The sequence below is a fragment of the Streptomyces sp. NBC_01525 genome (assembly GCF_045040405.1).
Taxonomy (GTDB): Bacteria; Actinomycetota; Actinomycetes; order Streptomycetales; family Streptomycetaceae; genus Streptomyces; species Streptomyces benahoarensis.
In genome coordinates this window covers 64,944-83,777 of the sequence record NZ_CP109397.1, presented here as the reverse complement: position 1 = coordinate 83,777, position 18,834 = coordinate 64,944, and the positions used below count along the sequence as shown (strand labels likewise).

Genomic DNA, 18,834 nt, shown 5'->3' with positions numbered 1-18,834 from the left:
CCGGCACCGCCCTGGCCGCCATCGGCCTCGCCTTCGCCGACCGACCCGCCGTCCTCGGCGCACTCGCCGCCCTCCTCCCCCGCGCGGACCATCGACGACTACGACGAGCTGTTCACCCCCATCCGCGAAGCGCGGCAGAAGGCCAGCGGGAACCAGCTGGGCAATCCGGCCAAGGTCGGGGAAGTAGTCGTGCACATCACATCGGTCGAGCAGCCGCCGCCCCGCCTCGTCCTGGGCTCGGACGCGCTGCGACTGGTCACCGCCGCGCGCACGGCCGTGGACGAGGACATCCGCGCATGGGAGACGCTCTCCCGTACGACCGACTTCGCCGAGGGCGCTCAGCTCTGATGCCCGGCCACCACCCTGCGCGGAGCCGTCGCACCACCGAACGCAAGGGCGATGTCCGGGAGCGGGCCATCCTCGACACCTGCGAGGCTCTGCTGGCGCAAAAGGGCTACGACGCCATGACCGTCGGCGACATCGCCCAGGGCACCGGCATCACACGCGGCGCCCTGTACTTCTACTTCGGCTCCAAGCAGGAAGTGGTCGCGGCACTCGTGGCCCGGACCGTCGAGCACCTGTGGGAGCGGTCCCGGGCCACTGCGCAGACCGACGAGCCGCGCCAGGTCATCGCAGCAGCGATGCAGCGCACGGTCGAGCTGTGGAACGAGCACGGCCTGGTCATGCGCACGGCGATCGACCTGTCATTGACCGTGCCGGAGATCGGCGAGCTGTGGAACCACACAACTGACTTGTTCATCACGGCCGTCACCGCCGTCCTGGAACGAGCCGGCATCCAGGCCGGCGCCGCACCAGAACAGGCCTCAGCGATGGCACGCGCCCTGTGCTGGATGATCGAGCGGACCTTCTACCACGCTTCGCAAGAGTCCCGCGAGAAGCTGCAGGAGGCATCCGCGACCTGCGAACACATCTGGCTGACCAGCACCGGTCTGACCATCTGAGGCATCTGGCGTGGACAGTGAGGCGCGAGACCGAATCCGGGGACTCCGAGCCCCACTACCGTCCATGGCCTTTCACGAGCGGAAATCCCGCGAGGCACAAACCTCCTCCCCGCTCGATCACCAGCAGCTGATGTTCACAGCTCCCATGTAGGGGCCCTCCGGATCAGATTGCGAGACCTGGAAGATCACTTACGGGACAGCCCTCAGGAACGGCCGGACCGGGTACCTGGCCACGTCGGTTCGGATCGTCAACTGCCCTGCTGACACAGGGGTCTTGCAGGCCCACTCGTCCCATTCCAGCCCGACGACATGCGTGCCGAGTACGGTCAGTGCATGGCTCCATCCGCCGGGGCCGGCGAACAGATCAAGGATCAACAGGCCAGCCCGAAGTCGTCCTGCTGCGGCTGAACTTCACCACGACAGGCCCACGGTGAGCAGCCATCCACCACGCCCAGCTCCGCCTCCTGCGCAGCGGTGAGCTCGTCCTGGAGGGCGGCCCACTCGGCGGCGGTGACGTGATCGATCGGCGCCTGGTTCAGAGGCACGCGAGAGCGGTGCAGGTAAGCCTCGCCCAGAAGTCTGTTGCCTTCGGCGTTTGCGCGGGCATTGCCCCTGCGGACAGCGGCGTCGAATTCGGCCTTCCGCGTCCCACTGGCCGATCCACCATCCGGCGCGGGTGATCGCGCGAGCTTTCTCCTCAAGCTCCGCCCAGTCCGACTCGCCCCACGCGCCCTCGATGACCAGGGCGGTGTGCGCGGCGATCATCAGCTGCGCGACTCGGCCTGGTGGACCGAAAACGGGGAGGGCGGGCATCTCGCGCACGAATAGCGAATGCCCTGGTCAGCACGTGTTATCAGCTGTTGTGGGGCGGCTTCGGCGGCCACTGAGCACGGTGGCGATCGGGAGGGCTGCTGCCAGACCGCTGAGCAGGACCGCGGCAAGCGCGCCCAGGACGGCGGGCTGGTCGCCGAAGGCGATGCCGATCGCGGCCAGGGCGGGCCCCGCGTTGCGTACTGCGGCGACGCCGCCCATGGTGGTGCGGCGCACCGACGAACCTGTGGCCAGCAGTGTGCCGACGGCGAAGGCGGCGGCTGCGAGCACGAAGCCCGCGAGGAGGGTGAGTGAGCCGAGGAGTGCCACCACGTCACTCCAGTTGCCGAGCAGCATGCCCGCCAGCACGATCAGGAAGGTCACGTTCGACACCGCGGACGCCGCGGGGTGCCACGACCGTGCGGTGGGCGCGGCGTAGCGGCGCAGCAGCAGGCCGATGACGAACGGTACGAGTTGCAGGAGGGCCACGGCCCGCATCAGCGTCGCAACATCGAGGGAGATGCCCTTGCCGAGGTCGGCCGCGGTGAGGATGCCGTTGACGGTCGGGGCGAAGGTGAGGCTGCCGACGGTGGCGAGCAGCACCTGCATGGCCGCGCCCGCGACGACATCGCCGCTCTGCACCATGGCCAGCTTCGCCCCGAAGGGCCCGCCAGGGGACGAGGCGACCAGGACGAGCGCGATGAACGCTGCCGAGGGGAGGCTGAAGAGTGCACCGATGCCCCAGCCCAGCAGCGGGATGACGACCATGTTGGTGAGCAGCGCGAGCAACAGCAGCGGGACGTCGGTGAAGATGGCGCGCAGCGCCGGAACGGTGGCCCCGAGCCCGGCTGCGAACATCGTCGCCGCGATGAAGATCACGGTGACGGCGTTGAACAGCATGTGCAGGGTGTCCATGAGACGTTCCCCTCAGTCGGCGGAGCACCCGCGGTGCCGGCGCGCGCGTCGCCGCCCGGTCAGTCCCGGAGGTCGCCGAGCCAGCGCAGGGCGCTCAGGCCCGGCAGGAAGCAGTACTCGCCGCCGCGGGTGACGACGAACCGCGGCAGGGGCGCAAGGCGTCGTCGCACCGGCCGTCGGGGAATCGTGAAGCCGGTGACGCCGTCGTGGGATCCGGTGACGGGGTCTTTGGCGTTGCCTGCGCCGAAGAAGACGCCGTCGTTCATCCATTGCGACTGGACGAACTCGAACTGCCGCCCCAGGTGGGCTCCGATGAATGCGAACATCAGGCCGCGGTCGGCCCCGTCGTCCTCCAGAACTCCCTCGGGCAACGGCGGACCGTAGACGGCGCCGCGTCTGATCATGCGGTGCAGACGCACCTCTCCCGCCACCGAGGCGTCGCGGGGGTTGGCCCGACGGATGTGGCAGCCGCCGGGCGTGATGAATCCCGCCGGATCGTCGCGCTCGTACAGGAAGGTGTTGCGGCGGTGCGGGTCGGCACCGAGAGCGGGGTCGTCGTGCTGCGGACTGAGCGCCAGGGGAGCTCCGCTGCGCCAGCGTCCCATGATCTTGGCCGCGAGCAGTTCCTCGTCGTCGGGGCCGGTGGCGTGGTCTCGCAGATAACGCCGGAACGCGGCGACATCCTGGTGGAGTTTACGGAAGACCGCGTAGCTGCCGTTGCGCCCGAGCACCTCCGGCTGCGGGGTCTGGATACCGCCGATCTCGTCCCGGTAGCCGAGCACGAACTCCCCGGCCTTCAACGGCACCTCCAGCTGGTTCGACCCGGCGATGCCGCTTCCTTCGACGGCCGGATGGCTGACGCCGTCGCGATAGCCGAAGTGCTCGGTCTCGGTGGGCAGCGCGTGGCAGTCCTGCCGCCAGATCGCGGTCACACCGCGAAGGCGGTCGTACGCGGGGCGGGCCCGATCGAGGGCCGCCTCCAACTGCGGGGTGTCAGGCGCGACCGCCGCGACCACCACATGGACATCCGACGTGCCCAGCGGCGCTTCCCAATTCTCAGGGCTGCTCTCGCCGACATCTCCCAGCGCTGTGGCCCGGGCGGCCATCCCCTGCCGGAATTCCCAGGCGAAGGAGTCCAGTGATCCGCTCGGCACGCCCAGCGCCGCCAGGCCGTGACAGGTGACGGCGACACTGACCCACGTGTCTCCCAGGGGGCTGACCGCGTCGGCGGCAGAGGTCACCACCGCGCTCGCGCGTCGCATCAGTTCCCGACCGTGGGCCCGGTCATCGACGCGGAGCACAAGATATGTCGCCGCGTAGGGAGTCGGCCGCGGGCTGAGAACCCCGCGCTGGATGTCGTCGAGTTCCAAGGCGACTTGCGTGGGTTCGCTCACGGTCCACCTCCATGCGGCACTACTTCGAGACGAGGTTCCGCCAGAAGTTCCTGAGACTTTCGTCGCCTCCGAACAGCGAACTGAAGATCGTGGAGTCTGCCAGCAGCACATCGCCGGCCCGCTCACCGCTCGGCGGCATCCACAGGAACATGTTGAACTCGGTGTTGCCGGCGTCGGTGAACGGATGCGGCCTGGAGGTGTCGATCGGCTGCCTTGCCAGGACATGGATGGCATCCGGCTCGTCGGTCGTCACGGCGTAGTGCGGAAGATGCATGTGGAAGTTGAAGTTCGTCACCCCCTCCAGCCACCCTTTGACGTCCAGGTCCCCGACCGTGGACAGCGGGGCGATCTTGTTCTTCTCCCGCACCGCGGGGCGCAGGCCGTAGCGGTTCTCGACCGGCACCCCGAGGCCGTGCATCAAGCTCCGGACGTAGGTGGCGAACCGCTGTTGGCGGGGGACCAAGGGATCGCCGTGATGGCGGTACTCCACGTCCCGCGCGGCCAGATCATCCGATGCCCCGACGTCATGGTGGGGCCCCAGCACCAGACAGGCGTCCTCTCGGCCGAGGAATGCCCGCAGTGCCTCGACCTCCTCGGGCTGGGCCTCCTGCCTGGTGACCATGTGGTCGAGGCCGAACACGAACAGGGTGTCGGTGTCGGCCAGTACGCGCTCGTCGAGCGGGGTCCGAAATCCGGCCTGGTCGATGCGCTGATACACCGGGACGGGGTGCCCGGTGACCTCCTCGACGAACTCCTGGAACGGCACCCAGGCCCAGAAGAACAATTCCAGCGAGCCGGCGATGCCCTGCTGGAACTGCATGGGGTCGGACCACTTCGGGTCCTCGTAGGCAGGCCACGCCACCCGTCTGACCTCTGTCAGCGTGGAGAACCGGTTGTCCAGCTCAGCGGGATTCCTGCCCGCCTCGGCCGGATAGCTCCACGCGACGTAGATGCTCACCCGTCGCCGACCAGGGGTGCGTTCGCGCGGGATGTGGTTCTGGTTGTAGGTGCGTGCTGTCCTGACCTCGCTCATCTCGTCTCCGATCCGCAGTGGGACAAGCACACAGCGGTCCGCTTTCACTGCAGTTGGTCGAGCATGTCCGACAGGGCATCCTTGATCCGCAGAGCCTTCTTGATCTCGTCAGCGGTCACGTACGGGTACTCCCCGTATTCGATGAAGCTGGGACAGTGGTGTTCACGCACAAACCGGACGAACGCCTCAGGGTTGGTCCGCCAGTCCTCGGGGAACCCTTCAAGGTTCTCGAAGGTCGTGCTCACCCCCGCCTTACTGAAAAGCGCGACGGCGTCCTCGGTGTACTTGTCGAATTCCGTGTCGAAGATCCCCTGATACATGAAGCGCGTATCGTCGTCGAATAGCACCCAACGCAGGTAATGCAACTTCAATGGCGCGAGAATATATGGATCTTCCTCCAAAGCCTTGGCCAAGGCGTAGCCGTGCTCACGTATCGCGTCGGCTCGGCCCGGCTTGACCTTCGCGACGATGGTGAACCCATGACACGCCGGCGTCTTCGGAAAAACCGGGCCGTACTTCCCCTGCTCGAACTGGTCGGTCTCCTTGGGGATGACCGCCGCCTGCGGCTTGATCTCCATGTCCGCTCCTCCTGCCGCCTACCGGCCGGGAACAATTCCCTTACTGTCCCACGTATCACTTCCATCCGCCTCGTGAGCGGCAAGGAGCTGAAACACCTTGACCGGCCGGCGCGGGCGGCTGGTTCGCGGCTGGGCCGGAGTTCAGAGTCGAACGCCTTCCGCCCGCCTCGGTGTCCGCCCCCGTCCGGGGAGCCCTTTACCCTGGCTTGTGTCACCCTCGGAAGCTCGCTGAATCAACCAAGGTGTCTTGGGAAGAAGGTCTGAATGTCTGGCATCTTCCCGGTGATGACATATCGGGAAAGTTCGGCAGCATTGAAATGTAACTAAAAAGGGATCGAAAGACCACAAGGTGGCTTAGAGCTCGTAACACGATCATGAGCGGGCTTTCTTGAGACGTCTCCAGCAGATGAGGCTGCAGGCGAGGGAGACGAAGGCGTCGTGGAGTTCAGTGCGACGCTCCCGTCGGACAGTGAGGCGTTTGAAGTGGTGGAGCAGGGCGAAGGTCTGCTCGACGACGTAGCGGAGCTCGCCCATGCCCTTGATGTTCGGTGATCCCTTGCGGGAGATGACGGGCAGGATCCGCCGGTGACGCAGTTCGTCACGATGGACGTTGGAGTCGTAGCCCTTGTCGCCGAGCAGGGCTTCGGGCCTGCGGCGGGGCCGGCCGGGGCGGCCCGCGACGGGCGGGATGCCGTCGACCAGGGCGAGGATCTGGGTGACGTCATTGACGTTGGCCGCAGTAGCGATGACTTTGAGCGGGGTGCCGCGCCCGTCGCAGATCAGGTGATGTTTGCTGCCTGTCTTGCGCCGGTCGACCGGCGACGGACCGGTGTCGGCACCCCTTTTTCGCCCGGATGTGTGAACCATCCACACACGCCCGGGACCAGTCGAGTTCGCCGGCCGCGTTTAGCTCCGCGAGCAGGATCCGGTGCAGCCGGTCGAAGACGCCGGCCTTCTGCCACCGGTCCAGACGCCGCCAGCACGTCTGACCCGAGCCGAACCCCAGCTCCAACGGCAGGAGTTGCCAGGCTATGTCGTTGTAGAGGACGAACAGGATGCCCTGGAGGCAGAGTCGGTCCGACACCGGCCTCGGCCCCGGCGACCGCTCCGGCCAGGGCGGCAGCAGCGGCTCGATCAGCGCCCACAAGTCGTCATCCACGATCCACGGCCGAGTAGTCACACCATCACGAACGGCCGAATCCTCACACCGGTCACGGCCAACCAGGACGATTCAGCAAGATCGTGTTACGAGCTCTTAAGGTCGTGTCCTATGTGGTGAGTTTGAGGGGTCGTTTGTAGCAGCAGAGGGCTGCGGCGAGGCCGAGGAAGGCCAGTCCCGTCGGCGTCGGCGAGAGGCAACTGGGCCCCGGGATGCGGCCGTTCCTTGCGCACGATCAGCCGCATCCCCGTCGGCCAGCCGTCCAACACGTCCCCGGCGAGCTCGGCCACCCAGGCGCCGTCGCGGATCTCACCCCCGGGCTCGATGGCCGGCGTCCACGCAGTAACCGGGATTTTCAGGACGGCCTGGTGAACCTGCCCGGTGATGGTCATGCCGACCGAGTGCGACAGCCACCGCCCACGCGCCGCGAGCCAGGCCACGAACCCGCGGGTGCCGCCGCCGGAATCGGTACGGATCAGCGTCCGGTGCCCACGCCGGTGCTTCTTCGGCAGCTGAGCGAGCGCGAGCCGGGCGGTCTCGATGTGGTCGACGGCCGTGTTACTGCCCGCGTTCCCGGGCCGCAATAGCGCGGCGACCGGCTCGCCCGTCCCGCCGCTGCCGTGGTCGACGAACCCCATCAGCGGGTGGTGCCCGAAGCTCTTCTTCCAGGTCGCGGCCGCATCTTGCTTCTCGGAGTGCGCGATCACCAGCACACCGTCCAGGTCCACGACCACGAAGCCGCCCGCGTCCGGCGCCGCATCACCGGCCACCGTCCACACCCGTTCACGGACGCTCGCACGGGCCTGCCGGAGTGCGGCCAGGGCCCGCTTCTCGCCCGGCGCCAGTGTGCCGATGAGCCGGGACGCCGTCGGGTCCGAGGCCACCGGCCCGAACACGGCCGGTTCGGCCCGCAGCATCGCCATGTCGGCGAGGCAGTCCCCGCCCAACGCGACCGCGACGGCGAGATCCAGCAGGATCTTGCCCGGATCGTGCACCGCACGAGGCCGCCGCCACGGCGCGAGTGCTGCCGATATCGCCTGATCCAGACCGGACTTGCGGGCTGTCTCCAAGAGCAGCACGGCCCCCGCCTGCGAGACGACTCCGCGACCGCCGCCCTCGACACGCACGCGCGGAGAGGACCCGAGACGCTTCTTCACCTGAGAAGTGCTCCTTGAACTACGACGACCAGGACCCTCGAAAAGTCCTATCGTTGCAGGTCAGGAGCACTTCTTGCGTTCGCGATCAAGCCTTGGACAGCACACCTCGTGAAAGCGAGAGGCTAGACGTTTGTCGTGAGTGCAGAAGGGTTTGCTGCCTCGGGGCGGCTTGATGTGAGGTTGTGGGGCAAGAAATGGGGACTGACTGCCCTTACCCGGTGATCTGTCATCTGCTGGATATGGGCGCCGTCTTCGGTGTGCTCCGGGATGTGCTGCTCCACCCGCGGCTGCGCGAGCGGATCGTGGATGAACTGGGGCAAGGCGGTGGCGGACGATGAGGCGTACAGCGTTCCAAAGGGGGCCGGGCGACTCAAGGAGTTCCGCCACGAGCTGGGCACGCACGGGGCGTTGGTGTCTCTGCTGGCCGAACAGGGATGACCCGCGCTCAGGAATCAGACCAAGACCCTGGCTCATCGGGTGGCGCAACTGCTCGGTGGACATCACGGCTGTTTCGCCGGAGTGATGCCTGCGCGCATGGCCGCGCAGGCATCCAAGCCGTCGAACGGGGCGCGGGCGGCGACCCATCGGGGGACCGGCCGACAGGTCGGGTCGGCCGGTCCCGGGGTGGTGCTACGCGTGCGTGGTGCTGTCGCAGCTCCCCGCCGAGCACTTGGCCAGCCAGTCGGCGAAGTCGGCGTCGTAGCGGGTGCCGATGGTCTCCGTGAGCAAGGTGCGGGCGGCGGCCCAGTCACCCTTGCGGTAGTGGCCGAGCAGGGTGTCCACGTCTTGCGGGTGGGACTGGATCAGGTAGCGCACGGCCAGGTAGCCCCACGGGTAGGTGCGGGTGGTGTCGGTGTTCTCGTAGGTCGTGTCGAAGAGGGTGCTGAGCTTGTAGGTGCCTTTGCCCGCCTCGGTGATCGCGTTGTCGTAGGTGAGGCCGCGGTACGAGTAGGAGATGTACTCCGCGAAGCCCTCCACCCACATCACGGTCGGCGTCTTCATGTTCTCCTCGAAGTCGCCGTACATGTCGAAGCGACCGTCGAGGTAATGGGTGTACTCGTGGTTGAGGTTCCAGATCGCGAAATCCGGGCGTTCCCACTCCGCCTCGTAGGCGATGAAGCGCGGCAGGTTGCCCTCCTTGGCGGGGTCGCCCTCCAGGTACATGCCTCCGTTGTCGGTGGAGATGCCGTAGATGATCCCCGCATACGTCTGGTATTCGGCGCTGGAGTCGAAGACCACCACTTCGATGGTGCTGTTGTTGTCGTTGGCGACCGGGCCGTTGTCCTTGACCACGCTGTGGAAGTACGCGTCCTGCTTGAGAAGGCTGTCGCAGGTGGCCGTGAAGTCGGCGTCGGTCATCTGCTGCGCGACGATCCGCAGGGTCGGGCCGCAGGTGTGCTTGTCCTTGAGGACGGCGTCACGCACCCGGTTCTGCAGGTCGCAGGTGCCGTAGAGGGAGCAGTTGCCCTTGTCGTACGCGTCGGTCATCTCGGCCAGGCCGACCCACAGCGGCGCCGTGCGACCCGTGATCTCACTGCGGCCGAGCAGTTCCTTGACCAACGGGCTCGTCTGCTCCCGCAGTTCGGCGTGTTGCAGGAAGCGGCCCAGCTCGCGGCCCGCATTGGAGACCAGGTAGGACTTGTCGGTGCCGAGCAGGTCGTCGTGGGCGACGGCGAAGCCGCGCAGCACGGTCAGGACGCTCGGGTCGGCCTGCACGGCGGAGACGAACTCCGGCAGCCAGTGGCCGCGGAACAGCACGGTGTAGGAGTTGTTGACCGCCGAGACCATCCACCAAAAGGCGTTATACGACGAGTTGTAGTCCTTGAGGAGCCGTGTGAGGACCGTGAGGAAGCGGGCGTTCTCGCTGGAGCTGTCGATCAGCGTGACCGTCTCGGCCAGGGTCTCGCCGTTGGCCTCGCTGACGTCGAAGGCGTGGGGGGAGGCGAAGAAGGCGTCCAGGGCGCCTTGGATCGCGCTCTTCAGCGCGGAGCCGTAGGGGCCGACGTCCTCCGGGTTGCCGTACTGCACGTAGTAGCCGGCCCGCAGGTAGAGCACCATCTGGGTCATCGAACCGGTGTTGTCGCCCGGGTAGTCGGCGGAGGCGGCGCGCAGCGCGTTCGCCACCGTGACCATCTGCTCTTCGCGGAAGAGGGCCTTGGCGTCCTGACCGGCCACGCTGAACAGCGTGTTGATGCAGTCGGTTTCCGAGCCCTTGATCTGCTGGACGAGGGCGTCGCCGGTCTTCGACGTGAAGTCGGAGACCGCGCACGCCGCCTCGGTGTCCTTGCCCGACGCCTTGCGGGGCGCGGCCTTGACGGTGCTCAACGGGGGTCGATGCGAAGGGGACGTGGCCGGCTCGGCCGCGTGCGCGGCGTCGGGCCGATGCAGTTCGTCGGCTGTGGTGGGGGTGGCGGGCCGCGGCGCCAGGGCCGATCGCGGCTGGGGCGCCTTGGTCCGCGCGGCGCCCGTTCCCGCGGCCGCCCTGCCGGGGGCGGCGGCGAGCAGGGCGAGCCCCAGACAGAGCGTCAGGGCCGTCATCACCATGCGGGCGAGACTTCTTCGTGTGGAGGATCTGCCTGTCAACGGGGCCTCCGGGCCGTCGGGAGCCGTGCGGGGGCACGGCGGTGGGGGGTGGGCCGTGGCGACAGCCGCCTGAGTGTCATGCCCACGGCGGATGTGTGAAATGTACAATTGCACACTTCACATGGCTTGAGAACCCTGCTGCGTATGCACGTCATACGAGGCGGCGCATCGGCAAGGGTGTCGTCAAAGGGCTTTGGTACAGGGTCTGTTGGCAGGCGAGTGTGCCGCAGCGCCGACGGCGCGCGGAGCGGCAGGGTCGCCGGGCCGCAACGTCGTGGCGAGGCGTCACGGTGTCCCGCGCCGTCGTCCGGCGGTGACCGGGTGGTGCGGGCTCAGCGCGTGGCGCCGCGCCTCCGCTTCCCGGCGCCCTTGGCCGGTGTCTGGTCCTGCCCCTCGGCCCACAGGGTGCGTACGTGCCCCAGGTGGCGGGTCATGCACTTCTCGGCGCCCTTGGCGTCCCCGGCCAGCATCAGGTCGAGAAGCTCCAGGTGTTCTTCGGCCGACGGGAGCAGTTCGCCGCGCTCGTCCAGGGCGGTCAGGCCGTACAGGCGCGAGCGTTTGCGCAGATCGCCGACGGTTTCCACCAGGTGGTCGTTGCCTGACAGGGCGAGCAGCGAGAGGTGGAAACGGCGGTCGGCCTCCAGATAGCCGATGAGATCGTGTACACGGGCGGCGCGCACGATCTCATCGGCGACCGGGCGCAGCGCCTCCAGGTCCTCGTGGGCCGCACTGCGGGTGATCCGGCCGATCATGGGAACTTCGATCAGGGTCCGGATCTCCGTGTACTGGTCGAGGTCGCGCTCATCGACCTCGGTGACCCGGAAGCCCTTGTTGCGGACCGGCTCGACCATGCCCTCCCGCGTGAGATCGAGCATCGCCTCGCGCACCGGCGTCGCCGAGACCCCGAGGTCCTCGGCGAGGGCCGGTGCGGAGTAGACCTCGCCGGGCTTGAGTTCGCCGGAGATCAGTGCCGCGCGCAGGGCGTGGGCCACCTGGTCGCGCAGCCGCTCGCGCGTGGTGATGAGACCGTGCTGTGTCAAATGGCCCATGGCGGTGGTGTCCCTTCGTGCCTGCCCCCGCGCCTTCCCGGCCGAGCGGATCATCAGCGTAGAGTGTCACGTTGCTCACGTGGACGGGTGCATGGGCCGTGCGGAGCGGGGCCGGGCGGGGCGGTGTTCACAGGAGGAAGCCTCCGGGGAACGGGTCGTCGGGGTCGAGGAAGTACTGGGCGGTGCCCGTGATCCAGGCGCGTCCCGTGACGCGGGGAACCACCGCGGGAACCGCGCCCACCGTCGTCTCCTCGACCAGACGGCCGGTGAACCGCGTGCCGATGAAGGACTCGTTGACGAAGTCCTGGTGCAGGGGCAGTTCGCCGCGGGCGTGGAGCTGCGCCATGCGCGCGGAGGTGCCGGTGCCGCACGGTGAGCGGTCGAACCAGCCCGGGTGGATGGCCATCGCGTGCCGTGAGTGCCGTGCGTCGGAGCCGGGGGCCGCGAGATGGACGTGCTTGAGCCCGGCGATCTCGGGGCGTACGGGATGGACGGGCCGGTCCGGGGAGGCGTTGACGGCATCCATGACCGCAAGGCCCGCGGCGAGCAGATCGTCCCTGCGGTCACGGTCGAACGGCAGTCCCAGGGCGTCGAGTTCGACGAACGCGTAGAAGTTCCCGCCGAACGCGAGGTCGTATGTCACCGTCCCAAAGCCCGGCACCTCGACCTTGCGGTCCAGGGCGACGCAGAACGCGGGCACATTGGTGAAGGACGCCGATGCGGCGGCGCCGTCCTCGACGCGGACGTCGACGGGGACCAGCCCGGCCGGGGTGTCCAGGGTGACGCGGGTGACCGGCTCGGTCACCGGCACCATCCCGGTCTCGACGAGCACGGTGGCCACGCCGATGGTGCCGTGCCCGCACATGGGCAGGAGTCCGGAGACCTCGATGTACAGGACGCCGTAGTCGGCCTCGGCGCGCGTGGGCGGCTGGAGTATGGCGCCGCTCATGGCGGAGTGCCCGCGCGGTTCGTACATCAGCAGCGTGCGGAGGTGGTCCAGGTGCGCGAGGAAGTGCAGTCGGCGCTCGGCCATCGTGGCACCGGGGATCACCCCGACACCGCCGGTGATGACCCGGGTGGGCATGCCCTCGGTGTGGGAGTCGACGGCATGGAAGACATGGCGGGTACGCATCGTGGGGCCTTCCTTTCTGACCGGTGTCGGTGTCTTCAGCGGTGTCCGTCGGCGAGGGCCTTGCCGGTGGCGGACCGCACGGCCTGCTCGGCCGGTCCCGTCAGCGGCAGCCGAGGCGGGCGGGTCGGGCCGCCGCGGCGGCCCACGAGGTCCATGGACGCCTTGATGGCCTGCACGAACTCGGGCATGGAGTCCCATCGCAGCAGTGCGTGCAGGGACTTGTACAGCGGCAGGGCCCGTCCGAGGTCGCCTGCGGTCGCGGCGCGGAACAGTTCGACGCAGGAGACCGGAAAGACGTTCGGGTAGCCGGCGATCCAGCCGACCGCGCCCGCGAGGGCCAGTTCGAGCAGGACGTCGTCGGCCCCGATGAGGAGGTCCAGGCCCGGGGCGAGTTCGGCGAGTTCGTAGGCCCGGCGGACGTCGCCGCTGAACTCCTTGACGGCCGCGATGTGCCCGGCCGTGTGCAGCTCGGCGAGGAGCGAGGGGACGAGGTCGACCTTGGTGTCGATCGGGTTGTTGTACGCGACCACCGGCAGGCCCACCGAGGCCACCTCGGCGTAGTGGTCATGTACCGCGGCCGGCTCGGCGCGGTAGGCGTTCGGCGGCAGTAGCAGGACGCTCCCGCAGCCCGCTTCGGCCGCCTGCTCGGTCCAGCGGCGGGACTCGGCGGCGCCGTACGCGGCGACGCCGGGCATGACACGGGCACCGTCGCCGGCCGCCGCGACGGCGGTCGTCACCACCCGGGCACGCTCCTCGTCCGCGAGCGTCTGGTACTCGCCGAGCGAGCCGTTGGGAACGACGCCGTCACAGCCGTTCTCGAGCAGGAAGCGCACGTGATCGGCGTAGGCGTCGTGGTCGACGGAGAGGTCGTCGCGCAGGGGGAGCGCGGTGGCGACCATGATGCCGCGCCAGGGGCGGACGGCGCTCCAGGAGGTGCTGGTGTCCATGGGGGCTCCTACGGAATACGGGGGCGCGTGGGTGTGGAGGCCGGCGGCCACAGGGGCTCGGTGTGCGAGGGGACGGCAGCCCTGTCCGGGAGCCGTGCGGGCGCGGACGTCATGTCGGCTCGCCGGGGGTGGCGGGCGCAGGCGTCCCGGCGTTCTCCGCGGGGAGTCCGGCCAGCGCGGACAGGGTGACAGGGGTGATGAGCGGGCGGCGGTCGGGGGCCGGTCCCGCGCCGGGTGTTCCGGATACCCCGTGCTGTGCGGCCAGGCAGGCGACGGCCGTGGCGCAGATACGGCCCTGGCACCAGCCCATCCCGGCCCGGGTGAGGAGCTTGACCGTACGGGTGTCGTGGGCACCGAGGTCCGCGGTGGCCTCGCGGACGCGGTCCGCGGTGACCTCTTCGCACCGGCACACCTCGGTGTCGCCGGTGAGCCAGTCGGTCCAGCCGGGGCCAGGGGTGTGCACGGCGGCCATCGCGTCGGCGAAGGCCCTCATTCGGGCGATCCGACGGCGCAGTCCCGCGGTGCGCGCGGGCGGAGCCACCTCGCCGCGGAGTCGGGCTCCGGCCGTGAGACCGGCCAGTTCGCCCTCGGCCAGGGCCGACGCCGCACCGCCGATACCGCGGCTCTCGCCGGCCACCCAGACGGTGGGTACCGAGGTGGCCAGGTCGCGGTCGGTGGCCACCGCGTGGGTGCCGTCGGCGGTTCGGCGCACGGCGCACCCGAGTGCGGTGGCCAGGTCGATCTGCGGGACCAGGCCGTGGCCGACGGCCACCGCGTCGCAGGCGACGCGGCGGGCGGTGCCGGGAACGGGCCGCCACCACCGGTCCAGACGGGAGACCGTGACGGCTTCGACACGGTCCGTGCCGTGTGCCTCGGTGACCGCGCTGCGGGTGCGCAGCGGGACCCGGTGACGCAGCAGGGCACTGCCGTGGGCGACGGCCTCGGCAGCCTTGCCCGGGTTGACGGCCAGGGCGCCGAGGCGGCGGGCGTAGCCGAGGTATCCGGTGGCTTCGACGAGCGCCGGGACGTCGGCGCCCGCACCGGTGAGCGAGGTCGCGGTGGCGAGCAGCAGCGGACCGCTGCCGGCGACGACGATCCGCCGCCCGGGGAGGACGAGTCCCGACTTGAGCATGGCTTGGGCGCCCCCGGAGCTGATCACGCCCGGCAACGTCCAGCCGGGGAAGGGCAGATGGCGTTCGACGGCGCCTGCCGCGATGAGCAGTCCGCGGGCCGTCAGAAGCACCGGGGTGCGGTCCGTGCCGTCGGGGCCGGTGAGGGCGTGGACCGTCCACAGGTCGGCGCGGCCCGGGGCGCGTACCACGCTCCAGACGTGGTGCCGGGGGAGGTGGCTGACGGCCGGACAACGGCGGAGGCGTTCGCGGAGGTCGGCATACGCGGACCAGGCATGGTGCAGCACCTCGGGGCGGCGGGCGCCGAGGGCGGGCGCGGGGCTGCGGTAGAACTGTCCGCCGGTCAGCTCGGCCGAGTCCACCAGGGCGGTGCGCAGCCCGAGTTCGCCGGCGGCGACGGCTCCGGCCAGTCCCGCGGGTCCCGCGCCGATCACCACGAGGTCGTAGGTGCGCGGGGCGTCGCCGGGTCCGGCGTGCCGCGGGGCGTGTCCGGGGCGCTCACCGGAGGTGCCGTGGCGGTGCGCGTCAGGCGGCGAGGTCGGCACGGCCCGAACCCTCCTGGGTGGTGACGGCGTCGCCGGGGGCGGCCGGGAGCAGGCAGGCGCGGCGGTTCGGGGTGCCGTTGACGGTGGCCAGGCAGTCGTGGCACTGGCCGATGCCGCAGAAGGCGCCGCGTGGTCGGCCACGGCCGCGGGTGGTGCGCCAGGCCAGGATGCCCGCGGCCCACAGGGCGGCGGCGACGGACTGGCCGGGCAGGGCGGCGACGGGCCGGCCGTCGAAGGTGATCTCGAAGGCGGGGCCCGGGTCGGCTCCCACCACGTCGTGGGGCGTCGGGCGGCTTCGCGCCCCGCTCGCCGGACGGTTGCGCGTGCGGCTCGTGATGCGACGCGGCTTCATGTGGTCCGCCTTTCCTCGGGACGGTGCGTCGACGGGGTCATAGGACGGGGGCCGTGACGGAGTCGGGAAAACGGTCGGGCCGGAAGGGGCGCGGGTCCAGGGGCGGCACGGAACCCGTGAGCGCGGCAGCCGTCAGCACGCCGGTCACGGGTGCCAGGCCGATGCCCGCCCCCTCATGGCCGCACGCGTGCAGCAGACCCGGCACACGGGGGTCGGGGCCGATCGCCGGCAGGTGGTCGGGCAGATAGGGGCGGAAGCCCGCGTACGTGCGGATCGCCCGCACCCCGCCGAGCACCGGGAATAGCGCGGTCGCCTGGGCGGCGAGCCGGCGCAGGACCTCGGTGGAGAGCGCGCGGTCGAAGCCGACCCGCTCGCGGCTCGCACCGATCAGCACCGGCCCCGCCGGGGTGCCTTCCACCACCGCGGAGGTCTGCAGCGCCGCCGAACCGCTGGCGACGTCGGCGACGTAGTCGGCCGCGTACACCTTGTGGCGGACGATGCGCGGCAACGGCTCGGTCACCAGGATGAAGCCGCGCCGAGGGAGCACGGGCAGCCGCACGCCGGCGGCCCGGGCCACCTCCCCGCCCCACGTCCCCGCCGCGTTCACCACGTGCGGCGCGAGCAGACGGGCGCCGGACGCGGTGGCCACGCCGCGCACCGACCCGTCGGCGGCGGTGAGCACCGCCGTGACCTTCTCTCCGCAGCGCACCTCGGCACCCGATGCGCGCAGCAGGTGGGCGGCGGCCAGGGCGGGGTGGACCTGCGCGTCCTGGGGGTAGTGGATCCCGCCGGCCATCCCTTCGGCCAAGTGCGGCTCCAGCTCGTGGAGTTGCGCGCCGGAGACCTCGCGCGCGTCGACCCCGGCGTCGCTCTGCGCCGCGGCGAGGGTGCGCAGAGCCGCGAGGCGGGTCTCGTCGGAGGCGACGACGACGCCGCCCTTCGTCTCGTACTCGATGGCCGCCGGTAACTCCGCGGCCAGCTCGCGCCACAACCGGAACGAGTGCAGGGCGAGCGCCAGCTCAGGTCCCGGCTCCTTGTCGGAGACCAGGAGATTTCCCTCGCCGGAGCCGGTGGTGCCGCCCGCGACGGGGCCGCGGTCCAGAACGGTGACGGACAACCCTGCGCGGGCGGCGTAGTGGGCGCAGGCCGCGCCGACCACTCCGGCCCCGACGACGATCACGTCCGGGCTGCCGGAGGTGCGGGCGATACGCGAAGAGGTTGTCGTGGCCACACCAGTAATATTTCACATGGCACCAGGGCTGCCAAGACATCGGCGCGCTTCTTCCGGGGAGCGTGCGGATCTCCCTCCTCACTTCTCCAGAAGGGCGCCCATCCAGTCCTCGATCGCGTCCGGAGTCCGGGGCAGCGCCGAGGACATGAGCTGCGCCCCCTCGGCCGTGATGGCCAGGTCGTCCTCGATGCGTACGCCGATGCCGCGCAGTTCGGGCGGCAGCGTCTCGTCGTCCGGCTGGAAGTACAGACCGGGCTCCACGGTCAGGATGTGTCCCTCGGACAGCACGCCGTCCAAGTAGGTCTCGGCGCGCGCCTGCGCGCAGTCGTGCACATCCAGCCCCAGCATGTGGCCGCTGCTGCAGAGCGTGTAACGGCGGTACAGGTCGCCGTCGGGGGACTTGAGAACGCCCCACTCGGCCAGGCCCTCGGCGATGACCCGCATACCCGCCCGGTGGAAGTCGCGGAAGCTCGCCCCGGGGCGCAGGGCCGCGATGCCTGCCTCCTGTGCCGCCAGGACGAGTGCGTACACCTCGCGCTGAACGGGGGAGAACCGCCCGGAGAGCGGGACGGTGCGGGTGATGTCGGCGGTGTAAAGGGTGTCGGTCTCGACTCCCGCGTCGAGCAGGAGGAGTTGGCCGGCGTCGAGGGCGCCGTCGTTGCGGATCCAGTGCAGGACACAGGCGTGGGCCCCGGAAGCGGCGATGGTGTCGTAACCGGTGCCGTTGCCCTCCGCGCGAGCCCGGAGGTTGAACACGCCCTCGATCCAGCGCTCGCCGCGCGGGTGTGCGAGGGCCGCAGGCAGCGACCGGACCACGTCCTCGAAACCGGTGGTGGTGTGCTCGACGGCGAGTTGCAGTTGAGCCACCTCCCACGCGTCCTTGACCAGGCGTAGTTCACTGAGTGCCGCGCGCAGTTCGGGGTCGTCGGCGGCGTTGCGGCCGGGCGGCAGGGGGTCGGCGCCGTCGAGCGGGGCGCAGCGGATGCCGGTCATGCGCTCGGCCTCGTCGAGATCGGGGCGGCGCCCCACCCAGAACTCGCCGTGGCGGCGGTCGCGGTAGAACTCCTCGCTGCCGGCCGCACGGGGGGAACGGGGGCGGAGGTGCAGGACCGCCTCGTGCCCCGAAGGTCCGCTCGGCTCCAGGACGAGGGCGTGACCGGCCTGGTCCTCGCCGGTCAGCCCCGTGAGATGGGCGTACGCGCTGTGCGGACGGAACCGGTGATCGCAGTCGTTGGAACGGACGCTGAGATCGCCCGCCGGGACGATCAGCCGTTCGCCGGGGAAGCGGGCCGACAGGCGCTCCCGGCGCCCGGCCGTCAGGTCCGCCGCGGGGAGCCGCAGCTCTCCGGGGAGCGGACTCTCCGCCCATCTGGACGCCAGGAAGGCGGCCAGCTCCGGCGAGACGGCGAGGTCGTGGCTCGTGGTGTGGAGGCGTTCGGTGCCCGGGCGCGCGGGGGAGCCGGTCATGGGGTCTCCAGATGACGGGTGGGGCGAACGTCGGGATGGCTGCGTGTAGTTGGGGCCGGGGACTCGGCTAGTGCGATTTCACATTGCTATGTTACGTACCACCCTGGGAAAGCGACCCCGTCGATCCGCGGGTATCCCCGGCGGGCGTTCAACGGCACAGGCTGATGGGCAACTACGTGGACGCTGCGGCGTACGGGTCCGACGTGGGCACGGCGGGGGAGAACGTCCTCACCCGGACGGAGCGCGCCTCTGGGCCGGCCAAGCGACCGTACGACCTATGCCATGCCGGGATCTCGTTCTGGCCGTACTCCGGTGTGGCCCCGGCCGAATGCGCTCGCCGCGCGGTCCAGGGAATCGAGGTCCGCTTCCGTCGCTACGCCAAGTTCTTGG

At 70.0% G+C, this 18,834-nt stretch carries 16 protein-coding genes and 3 pseudogenes; 3 read left to right on the top strand and 16 right to left on the bottom strand.

Translation table 11 applies throughout. The annotated features are described in order from the left end of the window. Positions 1-81: 81 nt before the first annotated feature. Positions 82-348: pseudogene (locus OG422_RS00320) on the top strand (short-chain dehydrogenase/reductase); the annotation flags it as partial. Next, a complete protein-coding gene (locus tag OG422_RS00315) occupies positions 348-962 on the top strand; it encodes a TetR/AcrR family transcriptional regulator (RefSeq protein ID WP_405738267.1) in 615 nt (204 codons plus the stop codon). The pseudogene OG422_RS00320 and the gene OG422_RS00315, both read left to right, overlap by 1 nt. A 204-nt stretch (positions 963-1,166) precedes the next feature. Here the strand turns inward: OG422_RS00315 and OG422_RS00310 are convergent. The 8 genes and pseudogenes from OG422_RS00310 to OG422_RS00275 all read right to left on the bottom strand — a co-directional run. Then, positions 1,167-1,340 (bottom strand): annotated as a pseudogene (locus tag OG422_RS00310) (DNA cytosine methyltransferase); the annotation flags it as partial. Next, positions 1,334-1,507: a hypothetical protein gene (locus OG422_RS00305; RefSeq protein WP_405748072.1), complete on the bottom strand. Its 174-nt coding sequence runs from the start codon at positions 1,505-1,507 to the stop codon at positions 1,334-1,336. The gene OG422_RS00305 and the pseudogene OG422_RS00310, both read right to left, overlap by 7 nt. Before the next feature lie 295 nt (positions 1,508-1,802). After that, positions 1,803-2,687, bottom strand: coding sequence for a hypothetical protein (locus tag OG422_RS00300; protein ID WP_405738264.1), 885 nt, complete (start codon positions 2,685-2,687; stop codon positions 1,803-1,805). 59 nt (positions 2,688-2,746) lie between these two features. Then, on the bottom strand, positions 2,747-4,081 hold the full coding sequence (locus OG422_RS00295; RefSeq protein WP_405738261.1) for a Dyp-type peroxidase: 1,335 nt from the start codon (positions 4,079-4,081) through the stop codon (positions 2,747-2,749). Between the two features lie 19 nt (positions 4,082-4,100). Further along, on the bottom strand, positions 4,101-5,114 hold the full coding sequence (locus OG422_RS00290; protein WP_405738258.1) for a hypothetical protein: 1,014 nt from the start codon (positions 5,112-5,114) through the stop codon (positions 4,101-4,103). 44 nt (positions 5,115-5,158) lie between these two features. After that, complete coding sequence (locus tag OG422_RS00285; RefSeq protein WP_405738255.1) at positions 5,159-5,692, bottom strand: hypothetical protein; 534 nt, start codon at positions 5,690-5,692, stop codon at positions 5,159-5,161. A 372-nt stretch (positions 5,693-6,064) separates the two neighbouring features. Then, positions 6,065-6,872, bottom strand: a protein-coding gene (locus OG422_RS00280; RefSeq protein ID WP_405738252.1) for an IS5 family transposase whose coding sequence is annotated in 2 segments (ribosomal slippage) — positions 6,065-6,547 and positions 6,549-6,872 — 807 coding nt in all. Because the reading frame shifts where the segments join, the coding sequence is not laid out codon by codon here. A 155-nt stretch (positions 6,873-7,027) separates the two neighbouring features. After that, positions 7,028-8,008, bottom strand: a pseudogene (locus OG422_RS00275) (IS1380 family transposase); the annotation flags it as partial. A gap of 306 nt (positions 8,009-8,314) precedes the next feature. On the opposite strand from OG422_RS00275, the gene OG422_RS00270 reads away from it, so the two are divergent. Further along, positions 8,315-8,446: a hypothetical protein gene (locus tag OG422_RS00270; protein ID WP_405738249.1), complete on the top strand. Its 132-nt coding sequence runs from the start codon at positions 8,315-8,317 to the stop codon at positions 8,444-8,446. 192 nt (positions 8,447-8,638) lie between these two features. Here OG422_RS00270 and OG422_RS00265 read toward each other — a convergent pair whose 3' ends face one another. From OG422_RS00265 to OG422_RS00230, 8 genes are all read right to left on the bottom strand, one after another. Then, positions 8,639-10,552, bottom strand: a complete 1,914-nt coding sequence (locus OG422_RS00265) for a collagenase (RefSeq protein WP_405738246.1) — start codon at positions 10,550-10,552, stop codon at positions 8,639-8,641. A gap of 371 nt (positions 10,553-10,923) precedes the next feature. Next, positions 10,924-11,640, bottom strand: coding sequence for a GntR family transcriptional regulator (locus tag OG422_RS00260; protein ID WP_405747584.1), 717 nt, complete (start codon positions 11,638-11,640; stop codon positions 10,924-10,926). Positions 11,641-11,767: 127 nt separating this feature from the next. Continuing rightward, entirely contained in the window at positions 11,768-12,772 is a 1,005-nt protein-coding gene (locus tag OG422_RS00255; protein WP_405738243.1) for a proline racemase family protein, read from the bottom strand. 35 nt (positions 12,773-12,807) lie between these two features. Continuing rightward, positions 12,808-13,719, bottom strand: a complete 912-nt coding sequence (locus OG422_RS00250) for a dihydrodipicolinate synthase family protein (protein WP_405738240.1) — start codon at positions 13,717-13,719, stop codon at positions 12,808-12,810. 109 nt (positions 13,720-13,828) lie between these two features. Next, on the bottom strand, positions 13,829-15,286 hold the full coding sequence (locus OG422_RS00245) for an FAD-dependent oxidoreductase (RefSeq protein WP_405747582.1): 1,458 nt from the start codon (positions 15,284-15,286) through the stop codon (positions 13,829-13,831). Between the two features lie 88 nt (positions 15,287-15,374). Beyond that, positions 15,375-15,668 carry a (2Fe-2S)-binding protein gene (locus OG422_RS00240; protein WP_405738237.1) on the bottom strand — a complete coding sequence of 98 codons (294 nt, stop codon included), beginning with the start codon at positions 15,666-15,668 and terminating at the stop codon, positions 15,375-15,377. 115 nt (positions 15,669-15,783) lie between these two features. Further along, entirely contained in the window at positions 15,784-16,977 is a 1,194-nt protein-coding gene (locus OG422_RS00235) for an NAD(P)/FAD-dependent oxidoreductase (RefSeq protein WP_405738234.1), read from the bottom strand. 78 nt (positions 16,978-17,055) lie between these two features. Next, a complete protein-coding gene (locus OG422_RS00230) occupies positions 17,056-18,444 on the bottom strand; it encodes an aminopeptidase P family protein (RefSeq protein ID WP_405738231.1) in 1,389 nt (462 codons plus the stop codon). Positions 18,445-18,834: the final 390 nt, after the last annotated feature.